General features: G+C 52.3%; 23 protein-coding genes. 6 read left to right on the forward strand and 17 right to left on the reverse strand.

Annotation, left to right across the window (positions count from 1 at the left end; translation table 11 throughout):
- Positions 1–25 precede the first annotated feature (25 nt).
- From NQ565_RS12540 to araJ, 3 genes are read right to left on the reverse strand one after another with little or no spacing between them, the layout of a single operon-like run.
- Positions 26–448 (reverse strand): hypothetical protein, encoded by a 423-nt coding sequence (locus NQ565_RS12540; RefSeq protein WP_005653771.1) that lies wholly within the window; start codon positions 446–448, stop codon positions 26–28.
- Positions 445–891, reverse strand: a complete 447-nt coding sequence (locus tag NQ565_RS12545; protein ID WP_005653769.1) for a hypothetical protein — start codon at positions 889–891, stop codon at positions 445–447. The genes NQ565_RS12540 and NQ565_RS12545 overlap by 4 nt, the downstream gene beginning before the upstream one ends.
- A 57-nt stretch (positions 892–948) precedes the next feature.
- On the reverse strand, positions 949–2,091 hold the full coding sequence (gene araJ, locus NQ565_RS12550; RefSeq protein ID WP_005653766.1) for an MFS transporter AraJ: 1,143 nt from the start codon (positions 2,089–2,091) through the stop codon (positions 949–951).
- A gap of 205 nt (positions 2,092–2,296) precedes the next feature.
- On the opposite strand from araJ, the gene NQ565_RS12555 reads away from it, so the two are divergent.
- Entirely contained in the window at positions 2,297–2,809 is a 513-nt protein-coding gene (locus NQ565_RS12555; protein ID WP_005653764.1) for an outer membrane beta-barrel protein, read from the forward strand.
- Between the two features lie 72 nt (positions 2,810–2,881).
- Here the strand turns inward: NQ565_RS12555 and NQ565_RS12560 are convergent, their stop codons facing one another.
- Entirely contained in the window at positions 2,882–3,211 is a 330-nt protein-coding gene (locus tag NQ565_RS12560; protein WP_034536325.1) for a PAS domain-containing protein, read from the reverse strand.
- A 127-nt stretch (positions 3,212–3,338) separates the two neighbouring features.
- On the opposite strand from NQ565_RS12560, the gene map reads away from it, so the two are divergent.
- The 4 genes from map (at position 3,339) to NQ565_RS12580 (ending at position 7,757) form a co-directional block, all read left to right on the forward strand.
- Positions 3,339–4,193: a type I methionyl aminopeptidase gene (gene map / locus NQ565_RS12565; protein ID WP_005653762.1), complete on the forward strand. Its 855-nt coding sequence runs from the start codon at positions 3,339–3,341 to the stop codon at positions 4,191–4,193.
- A gap of 194 nt (positions 4,194–4,387) precedes the next feature.
- Positions 4,388–5,836: a DNA recombination protein RmuC gene (locus NQ565_RS12570; protein ID WP_005653759.1), complete on the forward strand. Its 1,449-nt coding sequence runs from the start codon at positions 4,388–4,390 to the stop codon at positions 5,834–5,836.
- A gap of 25 nt (positions 5,837–5,861) precedes the next feature.
- Positions 5,862–6,428 (forward strand): xanthine phosphoribosyltransferase, encoded by a 567-nt coding sequence (gene xpt / locus NQ565_RS12575; RefSeq protein WP_005653757.1) that lies wholly within the window; start codon positions 5,862–5,864, stop codon positions 6,426–6,428.
- 9 nt (positions 6,429–6,437) lie between these two features.
- A complete protein-coding gene (locus NQ565_RS12580) occupies positions 6,438–7,757 on the forward strand; it encodes a nucleobase:cation symporter-2 family protein (RefSeq protein WP_005653755.1) in 1,320 nt (439 codons plus the stop codon).
- Positions 7,758–7,996: 239 nt separating this feature from the next.
- Here NQ565_RS12580 and nhaA read toward each other — a convergent pair whose 3' ends face one another.
- The 13 genes from nhaA to NQ565_RS12645 all read right to left on the reverse strand — a co-directional run bounded on the left by nhaA (position 7,997) and on the right by NQ565_RS12645 (position 19,599).
- Positions 7,997–9,313 carry a Na+/H+ antiporter NhaA gene (gene nhaA, locus NQ565_RS12585; RefSeq protein ID WP_040315606.1) on the reverse strand — a complete coding sequence of 439 codons (1,317 nt, stop codon included), beginning with the start codon at positions 9,311–9,313 and terminating at the stop codon, positions 7,997–7,999.
- 111 nt (positions 9,314–9,424) lie between these two features.
- On the reverse strand, positions 9,425–11,209 hold the full coding sequence (gene lepA / locus NQ565_RS12590; protein WP_005653751.1) for a translation elongation factor 4: 1,785 nt from the start codon (positions 11,207–11,209) through the stop codon (positions 9,425–9,427).
- Positions 11,210–11,340: 131 nt separating this feature from the next.
- Positions 11,341–11,541 (reverse strand): winged helix-turn-helix domain-containing protein, encoded by a 201-nt coding sequence (locus NQ565_RS12595; protein WP_005653747.1) that lies wholly within the window; start codon positions 11,539–11,541, stop codon positions 11,341–11,343.
- Between the two features lie 157 nt (positions 11,542–11,698).
- Positions 11,699–12,160, reverse strand: a complete 462-nt coding sequence (locus tag NQ565_RS12600) for a C-GCAxxG-C-C family protein (RefSeq protein WP_005653745.1) — start codon at positions 12,158–12,160, stop codon at positions 11,699–11,701.
- A gap of 3 nt (positions 12,161–12,163) precedes the next feature.
- Positions 12,164–12,928 carry an exodeoxyribonuclease III gene (locus NQ565_RS12605; protein WP_016662897.1) on the reverse strand — a complete coding sequence of 255 codons (765 nt, stop codon included), beginning with the start codon at positions 12,926–12,928 and terminating at the stop codon, positions 12,164–12,166.
- A gap of 46 nt (positions 12,929–12,974) precedes the next feature.
- A complete protein-coding gene (locus tag NQ565_RS12610; protein ID WP_005653742.1) occupies positions 12,975–14,234 on the reverse strand; it encodes an Nramp family divalent metal transporter in 1,260 nt (419 codons plus the stop codon).
- A gap of 356 nt (positions 14,235–14,590) precedes the next feature.
- Positions 14,591–14,836 carry a TIGR03905 family TSCPD domain-containing protein gene (locus NQ565_RS12615; RefSeq protein WP_005653739.1) on the reverse strand — a complete coding sequence of 82 codons (246 nt, stop codon included), beginning with the start codon at positions 14,834–14,836 and terminating at the stop codon, positions 14,591–14,593.
- A complete protein-coding gene (locus NQ565_RS12620; RefSeq protein WP_005653738.1) occupies positions 14,836–15,573 on the reverse strand; it encodes a YebC/PmpR family DNA-binding transcriptional regulator in 738 nt (245 codons plus the stop codon). The genes NQ565_RS12615 and NQ565_RS12620 overlap by 1 nt, the downstream gene beginning before the upstream one ends.
- Positions 15,574–15,615: 42 nt before the next feature.
- Positions 15,616–15,837, reverse strand: a complete 222-nt coding sequence (locus NQ565_RS12625; protein WP_005653737.1) for a hypothetical protein — start codon at positions 15,835–15,837, stop codon at positions 15,616–15,618.
- 17 nt (positions 15,838–15,854) lie between these two features.
- Positions 15,855–18,317 carry a phenylalanine--tRNA ligase subunit beta gene (pheT, locus tag NQ565_RS12630; protein WP_005653735.1) on the reverse strand — a complete coding sequence of 821 codons (2,463 nt, stop codon included), beginning with the start codon at positions 18,315–18,317 and terminating at the stop codon, positions 15,855–15,857.
- 73 nt (positions 18,318–18,390) lie between these two features.
- Positions 18,391–18,993, reverse strand: a complete 603-nt coding sequence (locus tag NQ565_RS12635) for a nucleotidyl transferase AbiEii/AbiGii toxin family protein (RefSeq protein ID WP_040315605.1) — start codon at positions 18,991–18,993, stop codon at positions 18,391–18,393.
- A complete protein-coding gene (locus NQ565_RS12640) occupies positions 18,948–19,253 on the reverse strand; it encodes a DUF6922 domain-containing protein (protein WP_016662903.1) in 306 nt (101 codons plus the stop codon). Before NQ565_RS12640 ends, NQ565_RS12635 begins: the two co-directional genes overlap by 46 nt.
- A gap of 187 nt (positions 19,254–19,440) precedes the next feature.
- Entirely contained in the window at positions 19,441–19,599 is a 159-nt protein-coding gene (locus tag NQ565_RS12645; RefSeq protein ID WP_005653730.1) for a helix-turn-helix domain-containing protein, read from the reverse strand.
- Between the two features lie 182 nt (positions 19,600–19,781).
- Between NQ565_RS12645 and NQ565_RS12650 the strand changes: the two genes are divergently transcribed.
- The gene (locus NQ565_RS12650; protein ID WP_005653729.1) at positions 19,782–20,456 is read left to right on the forward strand and encodes a BT4734/BF3469 family protein; all 675 of its coding nucleotides are present in this window, start codon (positions 19,782–19,784) and stop codon (positions 20,454–20,456) included.
- Positions 20,457–20,631 lie beyond the last annotated feature (175 nt).

Genomic DNA, 20,631 nt, shown 5'->3' on the forward strand with positions numbered 1-20,631 from the left:
TCAGGATGTCCGGACATCCATATTCTTAATATTGCCTTTCCAGCATGACAGGCCCATCCATGTGCCCGTCCACGTATAATACGCCGGACAGTCTGTCTCCCGCAACATATACGTCGTAGATTTCCAGCAAAGGATAATTGTAACCGTAGTCCAGCCGCAGAATCCTGCCGTGGATGTCCCAGCGGAAAGGCAGGCTGAATGCCACCTCTCCATACGGATCGTTGTAATACGCCTGCTCATCTCTTCCCAGCCCGTTGCCTTCAAAGTAAAGCCCGCTTTCCAACGGAGAATTATAGGCATCGGCAAAACCTAAATCTCCTACCCAGATACCGCCCGGCAGGGTATCGTAAATGTAGTAATCCTCACCGTCGTCCGGTTCGCACGAACTCAGGCCCAAGGCCAGCGTGCACAGGAACAATATGTTCAAAAACTTTCTCATCTTTCTCATTTCCAATTCTGATTAACCATATATCTGGAAGCAGTCAGCATCATGATTTCACCGTCCAGCTTTCCGGACAGGTAATGCTCGCGCACCCATACGTTCTCAAAGATTTTCACGTCGCCCGAACCGTAGTTCAGTATCAGTCCCTCGCGTGAGTTGTCAATCCATTTCCAGGTAAAGTCATGGGTATCTGTTTTCGTATTGCCGGTAGTGGTTACGATAAAAGTCTCTTTTCCGGAAAGGACTTCCTTACCGCCCTGTTTCCCTTTGGTGAATTCCAGGATGTGCCTGCACGCCCCTTCTTCCGTGTCGTACTCCTCTACCCAACTGTCGCTGCATAGCTTCTCGTCGCTGTTTTGTATCGTATAGTAGTTATCATCCCCGCAAGAAGCCAGCCCCGCAGTCATTACACACAACAACAGTATCTTCATTAAGTTCAAAATCTTCATATTTATCGAGTTTAGTTAATATTTTACGGGCAAACTTACGCAAAAATAATGATATGTTTAATACCTGGACTGGAATTTCTTATAGAAGACAACGAATAAGATGAAACCCGTCAGTGCAAAGGGCACGCCTGCCAAAGCCGGATAGCGGTATCCGCCGCCAAGAGCCAGACCGCCTACGTATGCCCCGATGGCGTTGCCCAGGTTGAATGCCATCTGCACGCAAGCGCCGCCCAGCATCTCACCCCCTGGAGCTACGCGGATAATCAGCACCTGCTCCGGGCTGGACACCGCAAACAAGCCCGCCGTACAGAGCGCCATCAATATGGCTGAACACCACGGATGGGGCGAAAGGAAAAATATCAGCAGCAGCACAATGCAAATCATGCCTTGCACCACCATGCCCACCCTGCCCGGAGTGTATTTGTCGGAAAGCCGTCCGCTCACCAGATTGCCCACCACCATGCCAAAGCCTGCCAGCATCATTAATGCCGTGATACTTCCGGCGCTGAATCCCGACACATTCGTCAGCAACGGCGTGATGTAACTATACCAGCAGAACACGCCGCCATTGCCCAAAGCCGTCGCCCCCAATATCAGCCAGGGAGCGGGAGTCTTCAGGAAACGGAACTGTCCCTTGAACCCGGTATCTTTCAGTCCCTCCACCGCAGGAACCCACCGCCATATATAATAAAGGACTATCACTCCCCAGCAGGCCACCAGCAAGAACGTGACACGCCACGAGAGTATATGGCTCAGGGAAGTGCCCAGCGGAACGCCGAACAGATTGGCAACCGTCATGCCCGCTATCATAATGGATACGGCCTCGGAGCTTCTCCCCTCGTCCGCCAGCTTGCCCGCCACAATGGAAGCGACTCCGAAATACGCCCCGTGCGGCAAACCCGAAATGAAACGCGCCGCCAGCAGCGACCAGTAGCCGGTGGCCATCGCAGCCCCCAGGTTTCCTACCAGCATTAAAGCCATCAATGCCAGCAGGATATGCTTCAACGGACGCTTGCGCGCTAAAATCAACATGGGAGCACCGGCACATACGCCCAGTGCATAGGCGGAAATGAAATGTCCGGCAACCGGAATGCCGATGTTCAAATCGGCGGCAACATAGGGCAAAATACCCATCATCGTAAACTCGGCAATGCCCAATCCCAAGGTGCCGAACGCTAATGCAATAAGACTCTTCTTCATTCGAAAAAATACAACCTGTGAAACAAACTTTTTACCGCCGCAAAAGTAGTGTATTCTTCCCGCACAAGTTCTTTATTTTATAAAAAACTAACTAAAAATTTGTACAGCATAAATATAAGATATACTTTTGCGCCCCGAAAAAGCAGGGCATGCCTTGCTTTTTCAGCATTCAACAATAATTTAAATAATCAAAAGGTAAAAAGAAATGAAAAAAATTGTATTTTTCTTGTTTGCAACCATGCTGGTTGCATCGGTAAAGGCACAGGTTTATGTAGGCGGAACGGTAGGCTTATGGCACAACGACGACCTCGACGCCACTTTCTTCAAACTGGAACCGGAAGTTGGATATAACCTGAGCGAGAAATGGGCAGTAGGCGGTGTGCTGGCATTTGCACACGGCAAGGCAGACGAAGGTAAATACAACGCTTTCGCCCTCGCTCCCTATGCACGCTACTCCTACTATGAAAATAAGGTAGTACGCCTGTTTGTGGACGGCGGCTTCGGTTTCTCCACCCAGAAGGTGAAGGGCTTCGACTCTGTAAACGGCTTTGAAATAGGCTTCAAACCGGGCATCGCCATCAAGCTGAACAGCAAGTTCAGTGCAGTTGCCAAATGCGGTTTCCTGGGCTACAGAGACGATTACATGACCGGAGACAACGGCTACGGATTTGCCTTCACCAGCGAAGACCTCTCATTCGGTTTCCACTACGAGTTCTAATCCCGGACAAAGCATACATCACAAGGGAGCGGCCGCCTCACAAACCCGGCGGCTGCTCCTCTCCGGATACGGTTACTCCCGTATATAATGGGGCATCTCCCCGGGTATCTCCATGGATATTTCCACCAGTCCGCATACTACACCCTCACGCTTCCATGCGGTCTGATAAATCATTTTCCTGACCCCTTTTTTCTCTATCGTATAGGCGTTTACGCCACCCGTCTTCAGGAGTTCGCGTATCTTTTCCTGCGATTTCGGACTGTGGCAGTCAAAAAGATTCCTGCCTATCAGGTTTCCGTGCCCGGCAAACGTGCGGCATGCCTTCTCGTTCATATAAAGGATGATTCCCTGCGTGTCGCATACGGTTACGGCACAGTTCATTTCATCGGCCCATTCATACATATTCATTACATTTATTCGGTTGTTGAGGGAAACAAAAGTACAGATTAGTTTCTAATTATTCAAGCATTATAAATACGCACACCCAAATTATTCGTATTTTTGCACATCGTTTATAAAATATGCAAACATGAAGAAGTTCGTAAAAGGAGTCCGGTTTGCTCCTAAAAACTATTCCGATGAAGTAGAAGCCAAGATACAGCATTATAAAAGAGAAGGATACAAATTGCCGTCACGCCATCTGCTGCGTACGGAAGAGCAACTGGCAGGCATACGCGAAAGCGCAAGGATAAACACCGCCCTGCTCGATTACATCTCGGAGAATATCCGCGAGGGAATGTCCACGGCAGAGATAGACCACATGGTATACTGCTTTACGACAGACCACGACGCCATCCCCGCTCCCTTCCTGTACGAAGGCTTTCCGAAGAGCGTATGCGTCAGCATCAACGATGTGGTGTGCCACGGCATCCCCAGCACAAAGGAATTCCTGCGCAGCGGAGATATTGTAAACGTAGACGTGTCCACCATCTATAAAGGGTATTTCTCCGACGCATCGCGCATGTATATGATTGGGGAAGTCAGCCCCGAAATGCAACGCCTGGTGCAGGTGACCAGGGAGTGCCGCGACATCGGCATACAGGCTGCACAGCCCTGGGCACGGTTGGGCGATGTGGGCGCCGCCATCCAGGAGCATGCCGAGAAGAACGGCTACAGCGTGGTGCGCGACCTTTGCGGGCATGGCGTGGGTATCAAGTTTCACGAAGAGCCGGACGTGGAGCACTTCGGCAAACGCGGCACGGGCATGCTGATAGTACCGGGCATGACGTTCACCATCGAGCCGATGATTAACATGGGCAGCTACGAGGTGTTCATTGACGAAGCCGACGGCTGGACGGTGTGCACGGACGACGGTCTGCCTTCCGCCCAGTGGGAAAGCATGATTCTTATCACCGAAGACGGAAACGAGATACTGACACAATAGATGCAAGACGGCAGGCCGCAAGATGTCCCCCGGCGCGGTACACTCCGTACCAACGGTTGGTACTCCTTGTACCACGCTTTGGTATTGTCTGTACCAACCGTTGGTATTCTTCATACCAACTATTGGTATTTCCCGTACCGCCCGATGGTATTGCCCGTACCGCCTGCCGAAACTTTATTTCCTTATATGCAATTATGAATATCATCCTATTACCCGCCGGGATTATCGCAGGAGCCGTTATCGGCTATCTGACGGCCGGCAGAAAAGCCGCTGCCCTGAAGACCCAGGTAGAAGCCGCCGGAGAGCGTGAAGCCCTGCTGAACCGCACCGCCGAAGAACGCATCGCCCGCGAACGCTCCATTGCCGAGGAACGTTTGCAGGAAGCCGCCCGCCAGGCTTCGGAACGCCTGGATGCACAGGAGCGGCTGTTTGCCGAACGCCTCGCCGAGCAGGCACGCAGTTTCAACGAACGCCTTGCCCAGCAGGAACATTCCTTCGGCGAGCGCATCGCCCAGCAGCAACGGCAATGGGAACAACGCCTCGCCGAACAGAAAGAAGAGGCCGAAGCCCTGCACAAGCGTATGAACACCGAGTTCGAGAACCTCTCGAACCGCATCTTCCAAAGCAAGACCGAGGATTTCACCAGACTGAACGCCGAGCATCTGGGCAACCTGCTGCGCCCGCTCGACGAGAAGATTAAGGACTTCAAGGAAAAGGTGGAGCAGGTGTACAGCACCGAAGCCAAAGAGCGCTTCTCGCTGGGCGAACGCATCAAGGAGTTGGTGGAACTGAACAACCGCCTCAGCGAGGATGCCAACAACCTGACCCGTGCCCTGAAGGGCGACTCCAAGATGCAGGGCAACTGGGGCGAAATGATTCTGGAACGCCTCTTGCAGGCATCCGGCCTGATTGAGGGTGAGCACTATTTCCGCCAGGAGTTCCTGAAAGACGAGCGCGGCGAAGCGATTGTCAGCGAAGAGAGCGGACAGAAGATGCAGCCCGACATCCTCATCAGGTATCCCGACGAGCGCGAGATGATAATCGACTCCAAAGTCTCCCTCACCGCCTACGCCGCCTACACCTCCGCCGAAGACCGCGACGAGCAGGCGCGCTGGCTCAAGGCGCACTTGCAGTCTGTCCGCAACCACATCGACGAGCTCAGCCGGAAGGACTATTCGCACTACGATATCAAGGCGCCGGACTTCGTCATGATGTTCATCCCCACGGAGGGCGCATACCTGCTCGCCATCCAGAGCGACGCCAACCTCTGGGAGTATGCCTACAACAAGAAGGTGGTACTGATGAGCCCCACCAACCTCATCAGCGCCCTGCGCCTCTCGCTCGACCTGTGGAAGCGGGAAAACCAGGTGAAAAACGTGCAGGCCATCATCAAGCGCGGCACTGCCCTATACGAAAAGATTGTAGGCTTTACCGACACCTTCCTCACCCTTGGCGACCGCATGGCAACCCTGCAGAAGGACTACGACAAAGCCCTCAACCAGCTCTCCGAAGGCAACGGCAGCGTAGTGCGCCAGGCTGAAATGCTGAAGGATATGAGCCTCACCCCGAAGAAGCGCATCTCGGCAAGGCTGCTGCCCAAAGAGGAGATACAGGAAGATGCAGAACAAGAAGACAATAAATAACTCTTAAGACAAGACTTGATACATTATGAAAACTTTAAAAGACCGTATTCTCAAAGACGGAAAATGCTATCCGGGAGGCATACTGAAAGTGGATAACTTTATCAATCACCAGATGGACCCGATACTGATGAAATCCATCGGCGTGGAGTTTGTAAGACGTTTCGCCTCTACCAGTATCAACAAGATTATCACCGTCGAAGCCAGCGGCATCGCTCCCGCCATCATGGTGGGCTATCTGCTGGAGCTGCCCGTAGTGTTTGCCAAGAAGAAGAAACCGAGCACGATGGAGAATATGCTGGTTACTTCCGTGTATTCGTTCACCAAGCAACGCTCGTACGACGTGTGCGTCAGCAAGGATTTCCTCGCGCCCGGCGACCAGGTGCTTTTCATCGACGACTTCCTTGCCAACGGAAACGCTGCCAAAGGCATCATGGACCTGGTGAAGCAGGCTGGCGCGGAACTGGTGGGCATGGGATTCATCATAGAGAAAGCCTTCCAGCATGGTGGTGACGAGCTGCGCAGCCAGGGCATCCATGTAGAATCGCTTGCCATCATCGAAAGCCTTGACAACTGTGAAATCAAAATCAGATAACCCGGAGCGATGGAAAAACAACAGGGAAACGGACTGATTTACGGCTTGAACGACAAGCCGCCTTTTAAGGAAGCTTTCTTCGCTGCGCTGCAACATCTGCTCGCCATATTCGTAGCCATCATCACCCCGCCGCTCATCATTGCGGGCGCATTGAAGCTCGATGCGGAAACTACCGGCTATCTGGTTTCGATGGCGCTGTTCGCATCCGGCATATCCACGTTTATCCAATGCCGCAGGTTCGGCGGACTGGGCACGGGGCTGCTCTGCATCCAGGGAACCAGCTTTTCGTTCATAGGTCCCATCATCTCTGCCGGAATGCTGGGCGGGCTTCCCCTGATTTTCGGTTCCTGCATGGCGGCTTCAAGCGTGGAGATGCTGATAAGCCGGGTGTTGAAATACACAAAGAAGATTATCACGCCGCTGATATCCGGCATCGTAGTCACCCTCATCGGAATGAGCCTGATAAAGGTAGGAATCACAGCCTGCGGCGGCGGAGCCACGGCACAGGCGGACGGCAGCTTCGGCAGTTTCCGCCATGTGGGCCTTGCGGCGGCGGTACTGCTGCTTATCATCGCCTTCAACCGGAGTTCCAACCGCTACCTGCGCATGAGTTCCATCGTCATCGGACTGGTGATAGGCTACATCGCAGCCTGGTTCATGGGCATCATCGACTTCTCCTCGATACAAAGCTACGGCGGCTTCAACCTGCCGATGCCTTTCCGCTACGGACTGGACTTCGACCTGTCCACCATCATCGCCCTGGGACTTATTTTCATGATTACCGCCATCGAGGCATACGGTGACATCACCGCCAACTCCCTTATCTCCGGCGAACCGGTGGAAGGGGATACCTTCGTAAAGCGCGCTTCGGGCGGTATCCTTGCCGACGGCTTCAACTCCATGCTGGCGGGTGCGCTCAACTCCTTCCCCAACTCCGTCTTTGCACAGAACAACGGAATGATACAACTGACCGGAGTTGCCAGCCGGTATGTGGGCTATTACATCGCAGCCTTTCTTGTACTGCTCGGCCTGTTCCCTGCCGTGGGACTGGTATTTTCACTGATGCCCGAACCCGTATTGGGCGGCGCTACTCTGCTGATGTTCGGTACGGTGGCGGCGGCAGGCATCCGCATCATTGCAGCGCAGGAAATCAACCGGAAGGCTACCCTTGTCATGGCTGTCAGTTTCTCGCTCGGCCTCAGTGTGGAGCTGGTTCCCGAGATACTGTGCCAACTGCCGGAAACGCTGCGGAACATCTTCGCATCCGGCATCACAACGGGCGGGATAACGGCTATTCTGGCAAATCTGCTGATTCATATCAAGGAGTAATATTATTCTATTTTAGGCACGGATTACACGGAATTTCACGGATTTACTTTGTTCTTTATTCTTTCGGACAACATTACCTTCTTTTACATTTCCATGAAATCCGTGTAATCCGTATTAAATCTGTAAATTCTGTGTAGTTCGTAAATTCTGTACAATCCGTACTAATCCGCGTAACTCCCTAAATCCGTGTAATTCCGCGTAATCCGTGCCTAAAAATCCCCTCTCCGAAACAACCCACCTCACTTCTCCCTCTCCGGCAGCACCCAATTCAGCACCACATACCCCAGCACCCCGGCAAGCACCGTCCCTACAAGCACCCCGAATTTCGCCTGGTTCAGCAGTTCCGGATATTCGTCCGCAAAGGAAAGGTTGGCAATGAACAACGATACGGTAAACCCGATACCGCCCAGCAGGGAGACGCCCGCTATATTCTTCCAGTTCATCCCCGCCAGCATCAGCGCTACGCCGCTCTTCACCGCCAGCCACGTAAACAGGTATATCCCCAGGAACTTGCCCAGCAGCAAGCCAGCCGCCACAGCGATGCTCACATCTCCCACGATGCTGCCGCTACCGCTGAACACCACACCGGCATTGGCAAAGGCAAACAGCGGCAGTATCACGAAGCTCACCGCCCCGTGCAGGTTGTCTTCCAGCGACTGCAACGGGCTGATAACATAATCCGATGCCCGCTCCACCTGCTTCAACGTGGCAATCTGCGCATTGGTCAGCACGATATTATCCGACTTGGAAACCGGGAACTCCCCGATGATGTCGCGAATCCGCTCGATGTATTTGCCCGCATCCAAGCGCGGACGCGCCGGTATCACAAACGCCAGTATCACGCCCGAAATCGTACTATGGATGCCCGATTGCAGGAACAGATACCAGATAATCACACCGAAGAAGAGGAAGAATATCTTCTGCGTTACGCCGAACTTACCCATATAGTAGAGGAACACGTACAGGACAGCCGCCGCAATCAGGTATCCGTATGCCACGTCAGCGCTATAGAACAGTGCGATGACCAGTATGCCGCCGATGTCGTCCACCACGGCAAATGCCGTCAGGAATATTTTCAGGCTCAACGGCACACGCTTGCCCAGCAAACTGAGCACTCCCAATGAGAAAGCAATGTCCGTGGCCATCGGGATAGCCATCCCCCGGGTTTCGGGAGTGCCGGAGGCAACCGACAACGCATAGATGACAACCGGAACCACCATCCCCCCGCATGCCGCAATAAAAGGCAAAGCCGCTTTCCGCACAGAGGACAGTTCCCCCACCAGCAGTTCGCGCTTTATCTCCAGGCCCACTGCCAGAAAGAAAACGGTCATCAGGCAGTCGTTAATGAATTCTATCATCTTCAGCGGATGCCCGCCGTGCGAAAACAGATTGAAGTTGCCGATGCGCAGATGCAGCTCCTGAAGCAGGGAATCCTGGTATACGGGCGACAGGGACGAGTTGGCAACCACAGCGGCCAGGATAGCCGCCAGAAACAAAAGCACGCTCGCTGCTATGTTCAGCGACGAAATGTTTTTTACGGTACGTAGGATAATCATAAGTATTTTTAATTGAAGGGTTCGTTCATTTTCGGAAAAAGACAAAAAAGGGGGCAGCCCTATCATGAAAGAACAACCCCCGAAAGATATGATTGATTCGGCAGCAAACCGCTAATCCAGTTTCAGCACCGCCAGGAATGCTTTCTGCGGCACTTCCACATTACCGATTTGCTTCATTCTCTTCTTGCCCCGTTTCTGCTTCTCGAGCAACTTGCGCTTACGGCTCACGTCGCCGCCGTAGCACTTGGCCGTAACATCCTTGCGTACAGCCTTGATTGTTTCGCGGGAGATAATCTTGGCGCCGATGGCCGCCTGGATGGCGATGTCGAACTGCTGTCTCGGAATCAGGTCCTTCAGCTTCTCGCACATGCGGCGTCCCAGCTCGTATGCGTTGTCAAAGTGCGTCAGGGTGGAAAGGGCATCCACCGGTTCGCCGTTCAGGAGAATATCCAGTTTCACCAGCTTGGACGGACGGAAGCCGTTGGCATGGTAGTCGAAAGAGGCGTATCCCTTGGAGATGCTTTTCAGCTTGTCGTAGAAGTCGATGACGATTTCGCCCAGCGGCATGTCATAGTATATCTCCACGCGATTGCCGGAAATGTATTCCTGCTTCACCAGTTCGCCACGCTTGCCCAGGCAGAGCGTCATGATGGGGCCGATATAGTCCGTGGCGGTAATCACCGAGGCGCGGATATAAGGCTCTTCGATGCGGTCTATCAGGGTGGGGTCGGGCATGCTGCCGGGGTTGTGCACCTCGGTCATGTGCCCCTGCTTGTCGTAGATGTTGTACGACACGTTCGGCACGGTGGTAATCACGTTCATATCGAATTCGCGGTCCAGGCGTTCCTGCACAATCTCCATGTGGAGCAGTCCTAAGAATCCGCAACGGAAACCGAAGCCCAGCGCCAGTGACGATTCGGGCTGGAACGTCAGCGAGGCGTCGTTCAACTGCAACTTCTCCAGCGAAGAGCGCAGGTCCTCGAAGTCTTCCGCCTCAATGGGATATACGCCGGCAAAGACCATTGGCTTCACTTCCTCGAAGCCGGCAATCGCCTCCTTGCACGGACGGGCTATGTGCGTAATCGTGTCGCCCACCTTCACTTCCCTGGAAGTCTTGATACCCGAAATGATATACCCCACGTCGCCCGTACGCAGCTCCTGACGGGGAACCATATCCATCTTCAGTACGCCGATTTCGTCCGCATCGTATTCCTTGCCCGTATTGAAGAACTTCACTTTGTCTCCTTTGCGAATCACGCCGTTCACAATCTTGAAGTAGGCGATGATGCCCCGGAACGAGTTGAATACGGAGTCGAAAATCAGTGCCTGCAAAGGCGCTTCCTCATCGCCTTCGGGATGCGGGATGCGCTCGACTACCGCCTCAAGGATTTCCTCCACGCCCATGCCCGTCTTGCCGGAGGCGCGGATAATCTCTTCGCGCTTGCAGCCGAGCAGTTCCACGATTTCATCCTCCACCTCTTCGGGCATGGCGCTTGCCATGTCGCATTTGTTGATAACGGGAATAATCTCCAAATCGTGCTCGATGGCCATGTAAAGGTTGGAGATGGTCTGCGCCTGCACGCCCTGCGAAGCATCCACAATGAGCAGTGCGCCCTCGCAGGCGGCGATGGAGCGCGACACCTCGTAGGAGAAGTCCACGTGTCCCGGAGTGTCAATCAGGTTCAGGATATACTTCTCGCCCTTGTACACATACTCCATCTGGATGGCATGGCTCTTGATGGTGATACCTCTCTCCTTTTCCAAATCCATATCATCCAGCATCTGTCCTTCGGTTACTTGGATGGTATTGGTGAACTCCAACAGGCGGTCGGCCAAAGTCGATTTGCCATGATCGATATGGGCTATGATACAAAAGTTACGTATATTCTTTTTCATTCGTTTCTAAAGTTTTTGGAGTGCAAAGATAGTGTATCTTGGACAAAGATACGAAAAGGAGCGCACAAAAAAATGCGTTGATAACATATCCAATGTATCAACGCATTTTTTATAACATTCCAATCACTTTCTTAGTTCAGCTTCACAAACAGTTCGCCTTCAACTTCTTGAGTAGAGATTTTGTCCTCTCTCAATAACCATCCAAGACCCAGGAACAAATCTTTATCCACCAATTTTGTAGCTTTTTTGATTTGTTTTGCGGTCAAACCTTCGGTTTCATTCAGTGCGTTCCAAATTTTTCCTGCGATTTCACCGGCTTTTTCTTTTAACATTTTCTCTTTGTTTTTAGTTAGACATGCTTGAAAATCCGTTTCCCCCGACGGAGAAGACCGATTTTATTTCGGCGGCAAAGATAGTTATTTTTATGTTATATAGCACGTTAACTCTCATTTTTTTCCATTTTCAGCCGGAGAAACGGCACGATTTGCCCTATTTCTGCTGTTTTTCCAGATACTCCGCCCATATTGCCGCCGCCTCTTCCACCATTTTGGCGCAGGGACGCTTGGCGTAATACTGCTCCGTGCGGGCTTCGGGGGTGGAAGAGCCTTCGGGCTTCTTCAGTCCCAACAGTTCGGCGCAAATCATCGAGCCGTTGCGTTTCCTGAATTCCTCGGCAAGCTGCTGCACCAGCGCATAGTTGGCGGCTTTGCCCTCACGGTCTTTGCCGTCTACGGCACCTTTCTCCAGTCCCGCCAGCAGGAACATGCCGCAGGCGGCGCCGCACGTCTGGCGCATCCGTCCGATGCCGCCGCCAAACGAGGCGGACATGCGCAACGCCTGTTCCTGCGTAAAACCATACATATCTGCAAAGGCAGCCACGACGGACTGCGAACAATTATAGCCGCTCTTGAACAGTTCAACGGCTTTTTCCACTCTGTCTTTCATCGTCATATCTTAATCTGTTAATTCCAACATCATGGGGCAATGATCTGAATGTACCGCATCGTTCAGGATACGCGCCTCTTTCAGCATCGGACGCACCGCCTCGCTTGCCATGCAATAGTCGATACGCCAGCCTTTGTTCTTCGCCCGCGAGTTGAAGCGGTAGCTCCACCAGGTGTATTCCCGGCTGTCGGGGTGCAACAGGCGGAAGGTATCGATGAAACCCTCGTTCAGGAAGCGGGTCATCCACTCCCTCTCTTCGGGCAGGAAGCCGCTGTTGGTGGCATTGCGCACCGGGTCGTGAATGTCTATCGCCTCGTGGCAGATGTTATAGTCCCCGCACAACACCAGTTTGGGACGGGTGCGCAGCAGTTCCACCGCATAGCGCCGGAAGTGTTCCAGCCACTCCATCTTAAAGGCCTGGCGCTCGTCGCCGCTCGTTCCCGAAGGGTGATAGACGCTCACCACGGACAGGTCGCCGTAATCGGCACGGACAAACCGTCCTTCGCTATCGTACTCCTCCATGCCCATGCCGTATTCCACATAGTCCGGCTCGCGTTTCGTCAGGATGGCGACTCCGCTATACCCTTTCTTCCGGGCTGAATGCAGATAATGCCTGTATCCCAATGCATCCAACGCTTCCGCAGGATACTGCTCCGGCTGCAATTTGGTTTCCTGCAGGCACAGCACGTCCGGCTGTTCCTTTGCCAGCCATTCGGGCAGTCCTTTGGACACGGCGGCCCGCAAACCGTTTACGTTGTAGGTTATAATCTTCATTTCCGTATATATTTTTTTTAGTTGTTCATCCGGCAAGCGGCATTCATTACAAACTCGATATCAGCAGCATAATATTCAATACCGTTACAATGGCAGCAATCGTATAGAGCACAAATGTGCTCCATTTGCTGTTCACATACTGCCCCATCACTTTGCGGGACGAGGTGAGGCTCACTTGCAGGAACACCGTAAACGGCAACTGGATGCTCAGTATCATCTGCGAAATCAGCAGTCCCTTGAACGGGTCGCCGATAAAACAAATCAACAGCAGCGCGATGCCCAACGAAAGGACTACCCCCACCTGCGAGTGGCTGTCCCTGATGTGGTACGACTCGCCGAAGATACCGGCAAAGATGGAACCTGCCGCCATGCCGCTCGTAATCGTCGAGGAGATGCCCGCCATCAGCAATGCCAGCGCAAACACCACGCCGGCGCTGCTGCCCAGCAACGGATCCAACAGCGACTTCGCCTGCTGCAACTCCTCCACCTGAATCCCGCCTTTGAAGAAAGTGGCGGCGGCCAGCAGTATCATCGCACTGTTAATGGCCCATCCCACAATCATGGAGAAGAGCGTGTCGAACAATTCGTACTTCAGCACCCTGCGGATAGAGGCATCGTCCTGCTTGTTGTACTCGTGGCTCTGTATCACCTCCGAATGGAGAAACAGGTTATGGGGCATCACCACGGCTCCGAGCACACTCATGATAATGAGCATGCTTCCCTGGGGGAACGAAGGAGTCACCCACCCCTGCACCGCCACTGGCCAGTCTATCCTGACAAGGAAAAGCTCGTAGATGAACGAAAGCCCTATGACGGACACGAAGGCGATGATGGCCCTTTCAATCTTCTTGTAGGAGTTGGTGAAAAGCATTATGGACACGAAAACCGTGGTCAGCACCGAACCCCATATTATGGGGATGTCCAGCAACATTTGCAGTGCGATGGCCCCGCCCAATATTTCGGCAAGGGAAGTGGATATGGAAGCCAGCACCGCCGTACCCAATATAGGGCGCGACACCCATTTGGGAGTGTACTGCGTGGCGGCTTCCGACAGGCACAGTCCCGTCACGATGCCCAGGTGCGCCACGTTGTGTTGCAGGATTATCAGCATGACGGTAGAGAGCGTCACCACCCACAGCAGCGAGTAGCCGAACTCCGACCCCGCCGCAAAATTCGACGCCCAGTTGCCGGGGTCGATGAAACCTACCGTCACCAGCAGTCCCGGTCCGATATATCTGAACACGTCCAGACCACCCAAATAGCGTTTGTGGTCTTTCCGTTGCAAGTCTTTAAAAATATTCTTCATTATTATGTTGTTCTTGTTTTGAGGATGTAAAAGTACTCAAATAAAAAACAAATGCACCATAAGTTGGTTCAAAATGGCAGACACGTTGCCTTGCCAACCAAAAAATCATCCCACGAGACGGATAAATTCATCCCGCAAGACAAATTTATCCACCTCGTGGGATGAATATACTCGTACGGAAAACACGGCTTTTCCTGATTTCCTTTCCGCAAAGTTCACAAGGTCTCCGAAAGAGAGTGTGTCGAAATACACTTGACGATTTCTTTTAGGCACGGATTTTAATCAAAAAAGAATAAAGAAAATCCTCGTAATCCGTACCTAAAGCCCCCCTTACATCTTCAATCAGAGCAGCAGAATCAATATCCCATCTCGTGCAATGCCTTACACAACTGGTCGGGACAGGAAGTGGGACGTCCGCCGCAGCGGATACCTTCCAGGCGTGAAATCACCTCTTTCACCGGCATCCCGGCAACCAGGCGCGACAATCCTTGCAGATTGCCGTTGCATCCGCCCCAGAACGCGATGTTCCGCACGATGCCGTCTTCCACCTCAAGCTCGATATTGGTACTGCACGTGCCTTTGGTCTTGTAAGTATACGTCATTACTCTTCGCTTTCTTCCGGCTTCATATTGGTGTACACCGTCTGCACGTCGTCAAACTCTTCCAGGCGTTCCACCATCTTGTCGATGGTCTCGCGGTGTGCAGGCTCCACATCTTTCAGGTCGTTGGCGATGTAGGTAAACTCGCCGCCCACATCCTCAAAGCCGCCCTCTTCCAGGTGCTTCTGGATGGCTGCGTAGCTCTTCGGGTCACCGTAGATGGTGATTGTGCCTTCTTCTTCATCCTCTTCGTAGTCTTCGTCGATGTCGAAATCGATCATGTCGAGGATGAATTCTTCCATGTCCATGCCGTCTTTCTTCTTGAAAGTGAACACGCATTTGTGGTCGAACAGGAAAGCCAGTGAGCCCATTGTGCCCAGGTTTCCGCCAAACTTGTTGAACACGCTGCGCACATCGGCCACCGTGCGGGTGGGGTTATCGGTCAGTGTATCCACGAATACGGCCACACCGTGAGGTCCGTATCCCTCGTAGGTCATGCTCTTGTAGTCGCTCTGGTCCTTGCCCATTGCATTCTTGATGGCACGCTCGATGTTGTCCTTCGGCATGTTCTCGCGCTTGCAGGTAGCGATAACCGAACGCAGTGCAGGGTTGTTTTCCGGTTCGGGTCCGCCGGCTTTCACCGCAATAGCAATTTGTTTACCCAGTCTTGTAAAGGTCTTAGCCATGTGACCCCATCTTTTCAATTTGGCAGCTTTTCTATATTCAAACGCTCTTCCCATTGGATTGTATATTTTAATTTGTTCTTTAATTGGTTTCTGTCTTTACTGCCGCGTCAGTTTCCGATACTTCCAATATGACACGCCGCACATCAGCAGCCATATCAGACCGCTCACCCCTGCCAGGGCATTTCTCCAGCCCTCGTTCTCAGGGAAGTGCCAAAGCACCCTTACTGCCTGAAACAAGAGGAGCAACCCTATGGTCAGGCCCGTCAGACACTCTCTTTTGGCTCTGATATGGTGGTCCGCTTTTATATCGTACTTCATAGCGGGTCAGCTTGTTTTTACCGCAACACGGCTCCCAGTCGGTTCTGCAGGTTGGCAATCAGTTTCTGCATCACTTTGTCAATCTGCTTGTCGTTCAGTGTGGCATTCTCGTCCTGCAACAGGAAACTTACGGCATACGATTTCTTGCCGGCTTCCAGGTTCTTGCCTTCATAGACGTCGAAGAGGGAGACTTCTTTCAGCAGCTTCTTCTCCGTTTCGTAGGCAATCTTTTCGATTTCGGCAAACTGCACCTTCTTGTCAATCAGCAAAGCGAGGTCGCGCTTCACGGCCGGGAATTTGGAGATTTCGGTATAGTTTACCTTCACGTTCCTGATGGCCTTCATCAGCTCTTTCCAGTTCAGGTCGGCATAGTACACCTCGTTGTCGATGTCGAACGCTTTCAGGAGCTTCCTCGTCACCACGCCGAACGTGGCAAGGCGCTTGCCCCCCTTTGTCTGCACGGACAGGGCAGCGGCGTAAATATCGTCCGTAAGGTTGCCCACTACCAGGTCGTGCATCTGCAAGCCCAGACGGGCAAATATGTTTTCTACATACGCTTTCAGCTCGTACACCGAACTGTCCTCGTCCTGATGCGCCCATGAGTTGGACACTCTCTTGCCGGTAATCCACAGGCCCAGGTGATAGTCTTCGGAATAAGGAGCGAGCGCCTTTTCGGGGTTACGCTTCTCTTCGTTGAAGTAATAGCAGTTGCCGAATTCAAAGAATTTCAAATCGGCATTCTTGCGGTTGGCATTGTGCGCGATGCTCTCCAGTCCGCCGAAAAGCAGTGTCTGGCGCATGGCGTTCAGATCGGCGCTGAGCGGGTTCATCAGCATCACGAGGTTCTTGGCGGGATAAGATTCCAGTCCGTCGTAATAGGCGGCGCGTGTCAGCGAGTTGTTCAGGATTTCGTTGAAACCGCAGCCCACCAGTTGCTCGGCAACCAGGTTCTGCAGACGGTTGGACTTGTCGCACTCGCCCTTCGTTGTCAGGCTGGACTTCAAGGCTGTGGGAATCTCCACATTATTATATCCGTAAATACGGAGGATGTCCTCTATCACATCGCAGTCGCGCTGCACATCCACGCGGTATGGCGGCACGTCGAGCGTCAGGCCCTCTGCCGTTTCGCCTACAATCTTCATCTCCAGGCTCGTCACGATGCTTTTTATCGTCTCTGCCGGAATCTCCTTGCCTATCAGCGCGTGTACCTTCCCGTAAGAGAGTTCCACCCGGAAGTCGCGGGCGGGAGCGGCGCATACATCCTTGATGTCGGAAGAGATGGTGCCGCCGGCAAGTTCCTTCACCATCAGTGCCGCCAGTTTCAGGCAGTAAAGGGTGGCGTTGGGGTCGACGCCTCTTTCAAAGCGGAAGGAAGCATCCGTGTTCAGGCCGTGGCGGCGGGCGGTCTTACGCACCCAGGTGGGGTGAAAATAAGCGCTTTCGAGGAAGACGTCCTTCGTGGTTTCGGTAGAGCCTGAATCCAGTCCGCCGAACACTCCGGCGATGCACATGGGCTCTTCCCGGTTGCAAATCATCAGGTCGCGTCCGTTGAGCTTGCGTTCCACGCCGTCCAGGGTGGTGAAGGGAGTGCCTTCGGGCAGGGTCTTTACAATGACCTCGCCGCCTTTAATCTTGTCCGCATCGAAGCAGTGGAGCGGCTGGCCGAATGCGTGGACGATGTAGTTCGTGATGTCCACCACATTATTAATAGGGCGCAGGCCGATGATGCGGAGCTTGTTCTGCAACCATTCGGGGCTTTCCTTTACGGTGACGCCTTTCACGGTGACGCCGGCATAGTGCGGGCAGGCTTCGCTGTTCTCTACCGTCACCCGGATGTCGAGGTCGTGGTTATCGACGGCAAAAGTCTCCACAGAGGGTTTCTTCAAGGCGGCGGGCTTGCCGTTCTGCACCAGGTAGGCGTACAGGTCGCGCGCCACGCCGTAGTGCGAGCAGGCATCGGCGCGGTTGGGCGTGATGTCCACCTCCAGCACGTAGTCGCTCTTGATGTTGTAATAGTCCTTGGCAAGCGTGCCCGGCACTGCTGTTTCGGGCAGTACGATGATGCCCGCATGGTCTGTGCCGATGCCTATTTCGTCTTCGGCACAAATCATGCCGTTGGACTCTACGCCGCGGAGTTTGGATTTCTTGATTGTGAAGCATTCATCACCGTCATAAAGTTTTGTACCCAAAGTGGCCACCACCACTTTCTGTCCGGCTGCCACGTTGGCTGCGCCGCATACTATCTGCACAGGTTCTCCCTGTCCCAGGTTTACGGTAGTGATGTGCATGTGGTCCGAGTTGGGATGGGGCTCGCACGTCAGCACTTCGCCGATGACCAGGCCTTCCAGTCCGCCTTTAACGGTTTGCACTTCTTCCACGCTTCCCGTTTCCAGTCCTATGGAAGTGAGCGCGGCGGCTACTTCATCCGGTGTCAGGTCGAAATCCACATACTCTTTCAACCAGTTATAAGAGATATTCATATCATTATTTTTTTATTGTTTCCAAAAGTGACCCGCAAAGTTAATAAGATTTTCCTGTAGAAAGGGAAAAATTTCAGGAAATCTTCGAGAGTATATACGCTTTTACCTGTTGCCATGACTGATTTACAAACATATCCGGCATAGGGTCTGCCTCTGCATCGTCAAAATAGGCCAAGCTTTTCATTGCCATGAAAACAGAGGAGTCGTTGTATTTGGCTGCATAGAAATGCAGGATTTCCTCTAATGAAAAGTGATGCAGCAAGAAAGCGATATCTATAAAATCTTTCTTTGTACCCCTGCCTATGATTGCAGTAATCTTCATAGCTGCAATATCGCTTACACTCGCCAGGCGAAGCCCCTGCTCCAGGACAACATCATCAAGCCAAGGGTATTTATAATTTACAATATCAACCTTGATTCCATCTACTATATAGATGTGTATATGGGGAGATTCCTTCAAAATGGTCAGCGAAGCTATTCCGGCTATTGATTCCCGCAAATATTCAGCCTCACAATCTACCGTACCGAAAAAATCCAAATCAATAGATTTGCGATGCCCCAATTGCAAAGCGAGCGCAGTGCCTCCCACTAACCTTGTTTGCTCAAGCACCGGCAACCGTTGCAGTTTTTTCAGGAGTTCCAGGGTTGAGGATTCAACTGTTTCCAGGTATAGCATCTGAACTGTTCTTTAGGGGTTTTTGAAATAGCGGCAATGTATGCCAGCGCACGGGGTTCCAAGCTCCTCAATCCCTTTGCGGTCTCTACGATTTTGGGCAATCCGTAGTATGACTTAATGAGATTCCAGTCGCCCAGCAAGCCATATTCCAGCACTCTCTGTATCACATATTGCGCATGTGCGTCGAGGTCGATATCCTCTTTGCGCACATCCCAGAACAGATGCGGAGAGAATTGTTCCATACATTCATTTGCAGACATAGCCTTTACTTCTTTTATTTACAAAGGTAGCATTCTTTTCCGAAAATCAACCGATTAATCATTTATAAAAAGCCCGCGGGTCAAAGTTTATCCACTATCCGGTGCGCCCGTCTCCGCAGCAATTCGAACTCTTCATCGTCCAGGATGGCTTTCATCGCCTTATACCAGCGTATGAGCACGCTGATTTTCACATCCCCCCTTTTAAAAGGGTCTGAATGGTGGTATTACTCATGCCGGCATGGTCGGCAATCATTTTCAAAGACACGCCGGATGCCTTCAACAGATAGCGGAGCTCTTCACCTATCATAAGATAGGGATATTGCCCGTCCTCATTTTTTACACTCATTTTAGTATTAATTTTATTTAAAATACAAGGGAAATATTTAGGTTTATTAAGTTTCGTACATACATGTGTGTACGGTCATCTGTTTTATAATCACGAACTTTGAAGGGTATCCCTGAAAGATTCGGGAATTGCGATGCAAAATTAACAAATTAATAATCAGCACCAAAAAAACAAGTAAACAAATGAATGAATTCAAAATGTCCCTGTTCCTCGCCCCCATTTCGCCGGTGAAGGACGGCGGCACAGGGCAAATCATCAAGCCTGCCACCCTGAAGCCCTACAAAACCATGACCCTGCAGGAAGTGTACCGGACGATAACCGCCAACACACGCCTGCAACTGCTCACCGACCGCGTGCGCCGGGCATTCGACAGCGGCGACCTATCCGCCTACCGCGCCCTCAAACAGGAGCTTCTGCCCTACGTCACCCCCTGCGGCACGTTCGGCCGCCGGCGCAGCGACAGCCTTCTCGAAGCATCGGGACTTGTAGTGGTGGACATCGACCACCTCGACTCCGCTGACGAAGCCGCCCGGCTGCGCCGCCAACTGTTTGAAGACCCGTTTCTAAGGCCGGAGCTGGTCTTCATCAGCCCCTGCGGACAGGGCGTAAAAGCCTTCGTGCCCTACACCCCCGACCCCGCCCTGCCGGATGTGCGCCAGAACGCCGCCGAAAGTATCCGATGGGCTATGAACTACGTGCAGTGCGTGTATGCCGACGGTAACCGCAACTCCGCCAAAGGCGTGGATACTTCCGGCAAGGACCTCGTGCGGGCCTGCTTTCTGAGTTACGACCCCGGTGCGCTCATAGCTACCCGGAATAATCTTTCGCCGGAAAATAATCCGCTACAAAACCAGTAATTCATAACTCATAATTCATAACAGATAATTTATAGTGCATAATTCGTAACTTATAACAGGTAACTCATAGCACATAATTCATAACTCATAACACATAATTCGTAACTCATAACAAATAACTCATAACACATAATTCATAACTCATAACAGATAATTCATAGCACATAATTCATAA

Source organism: Bacteroides stercoris ATCC 43183, from assembly GCF_025147325.1.
Classification (GTDB): Bacteria; Bacteroidota; Bacteroidia; order Bacteroidales; family Bacteroidaceae; genus Bacteroides; species Bacteroides stercoris.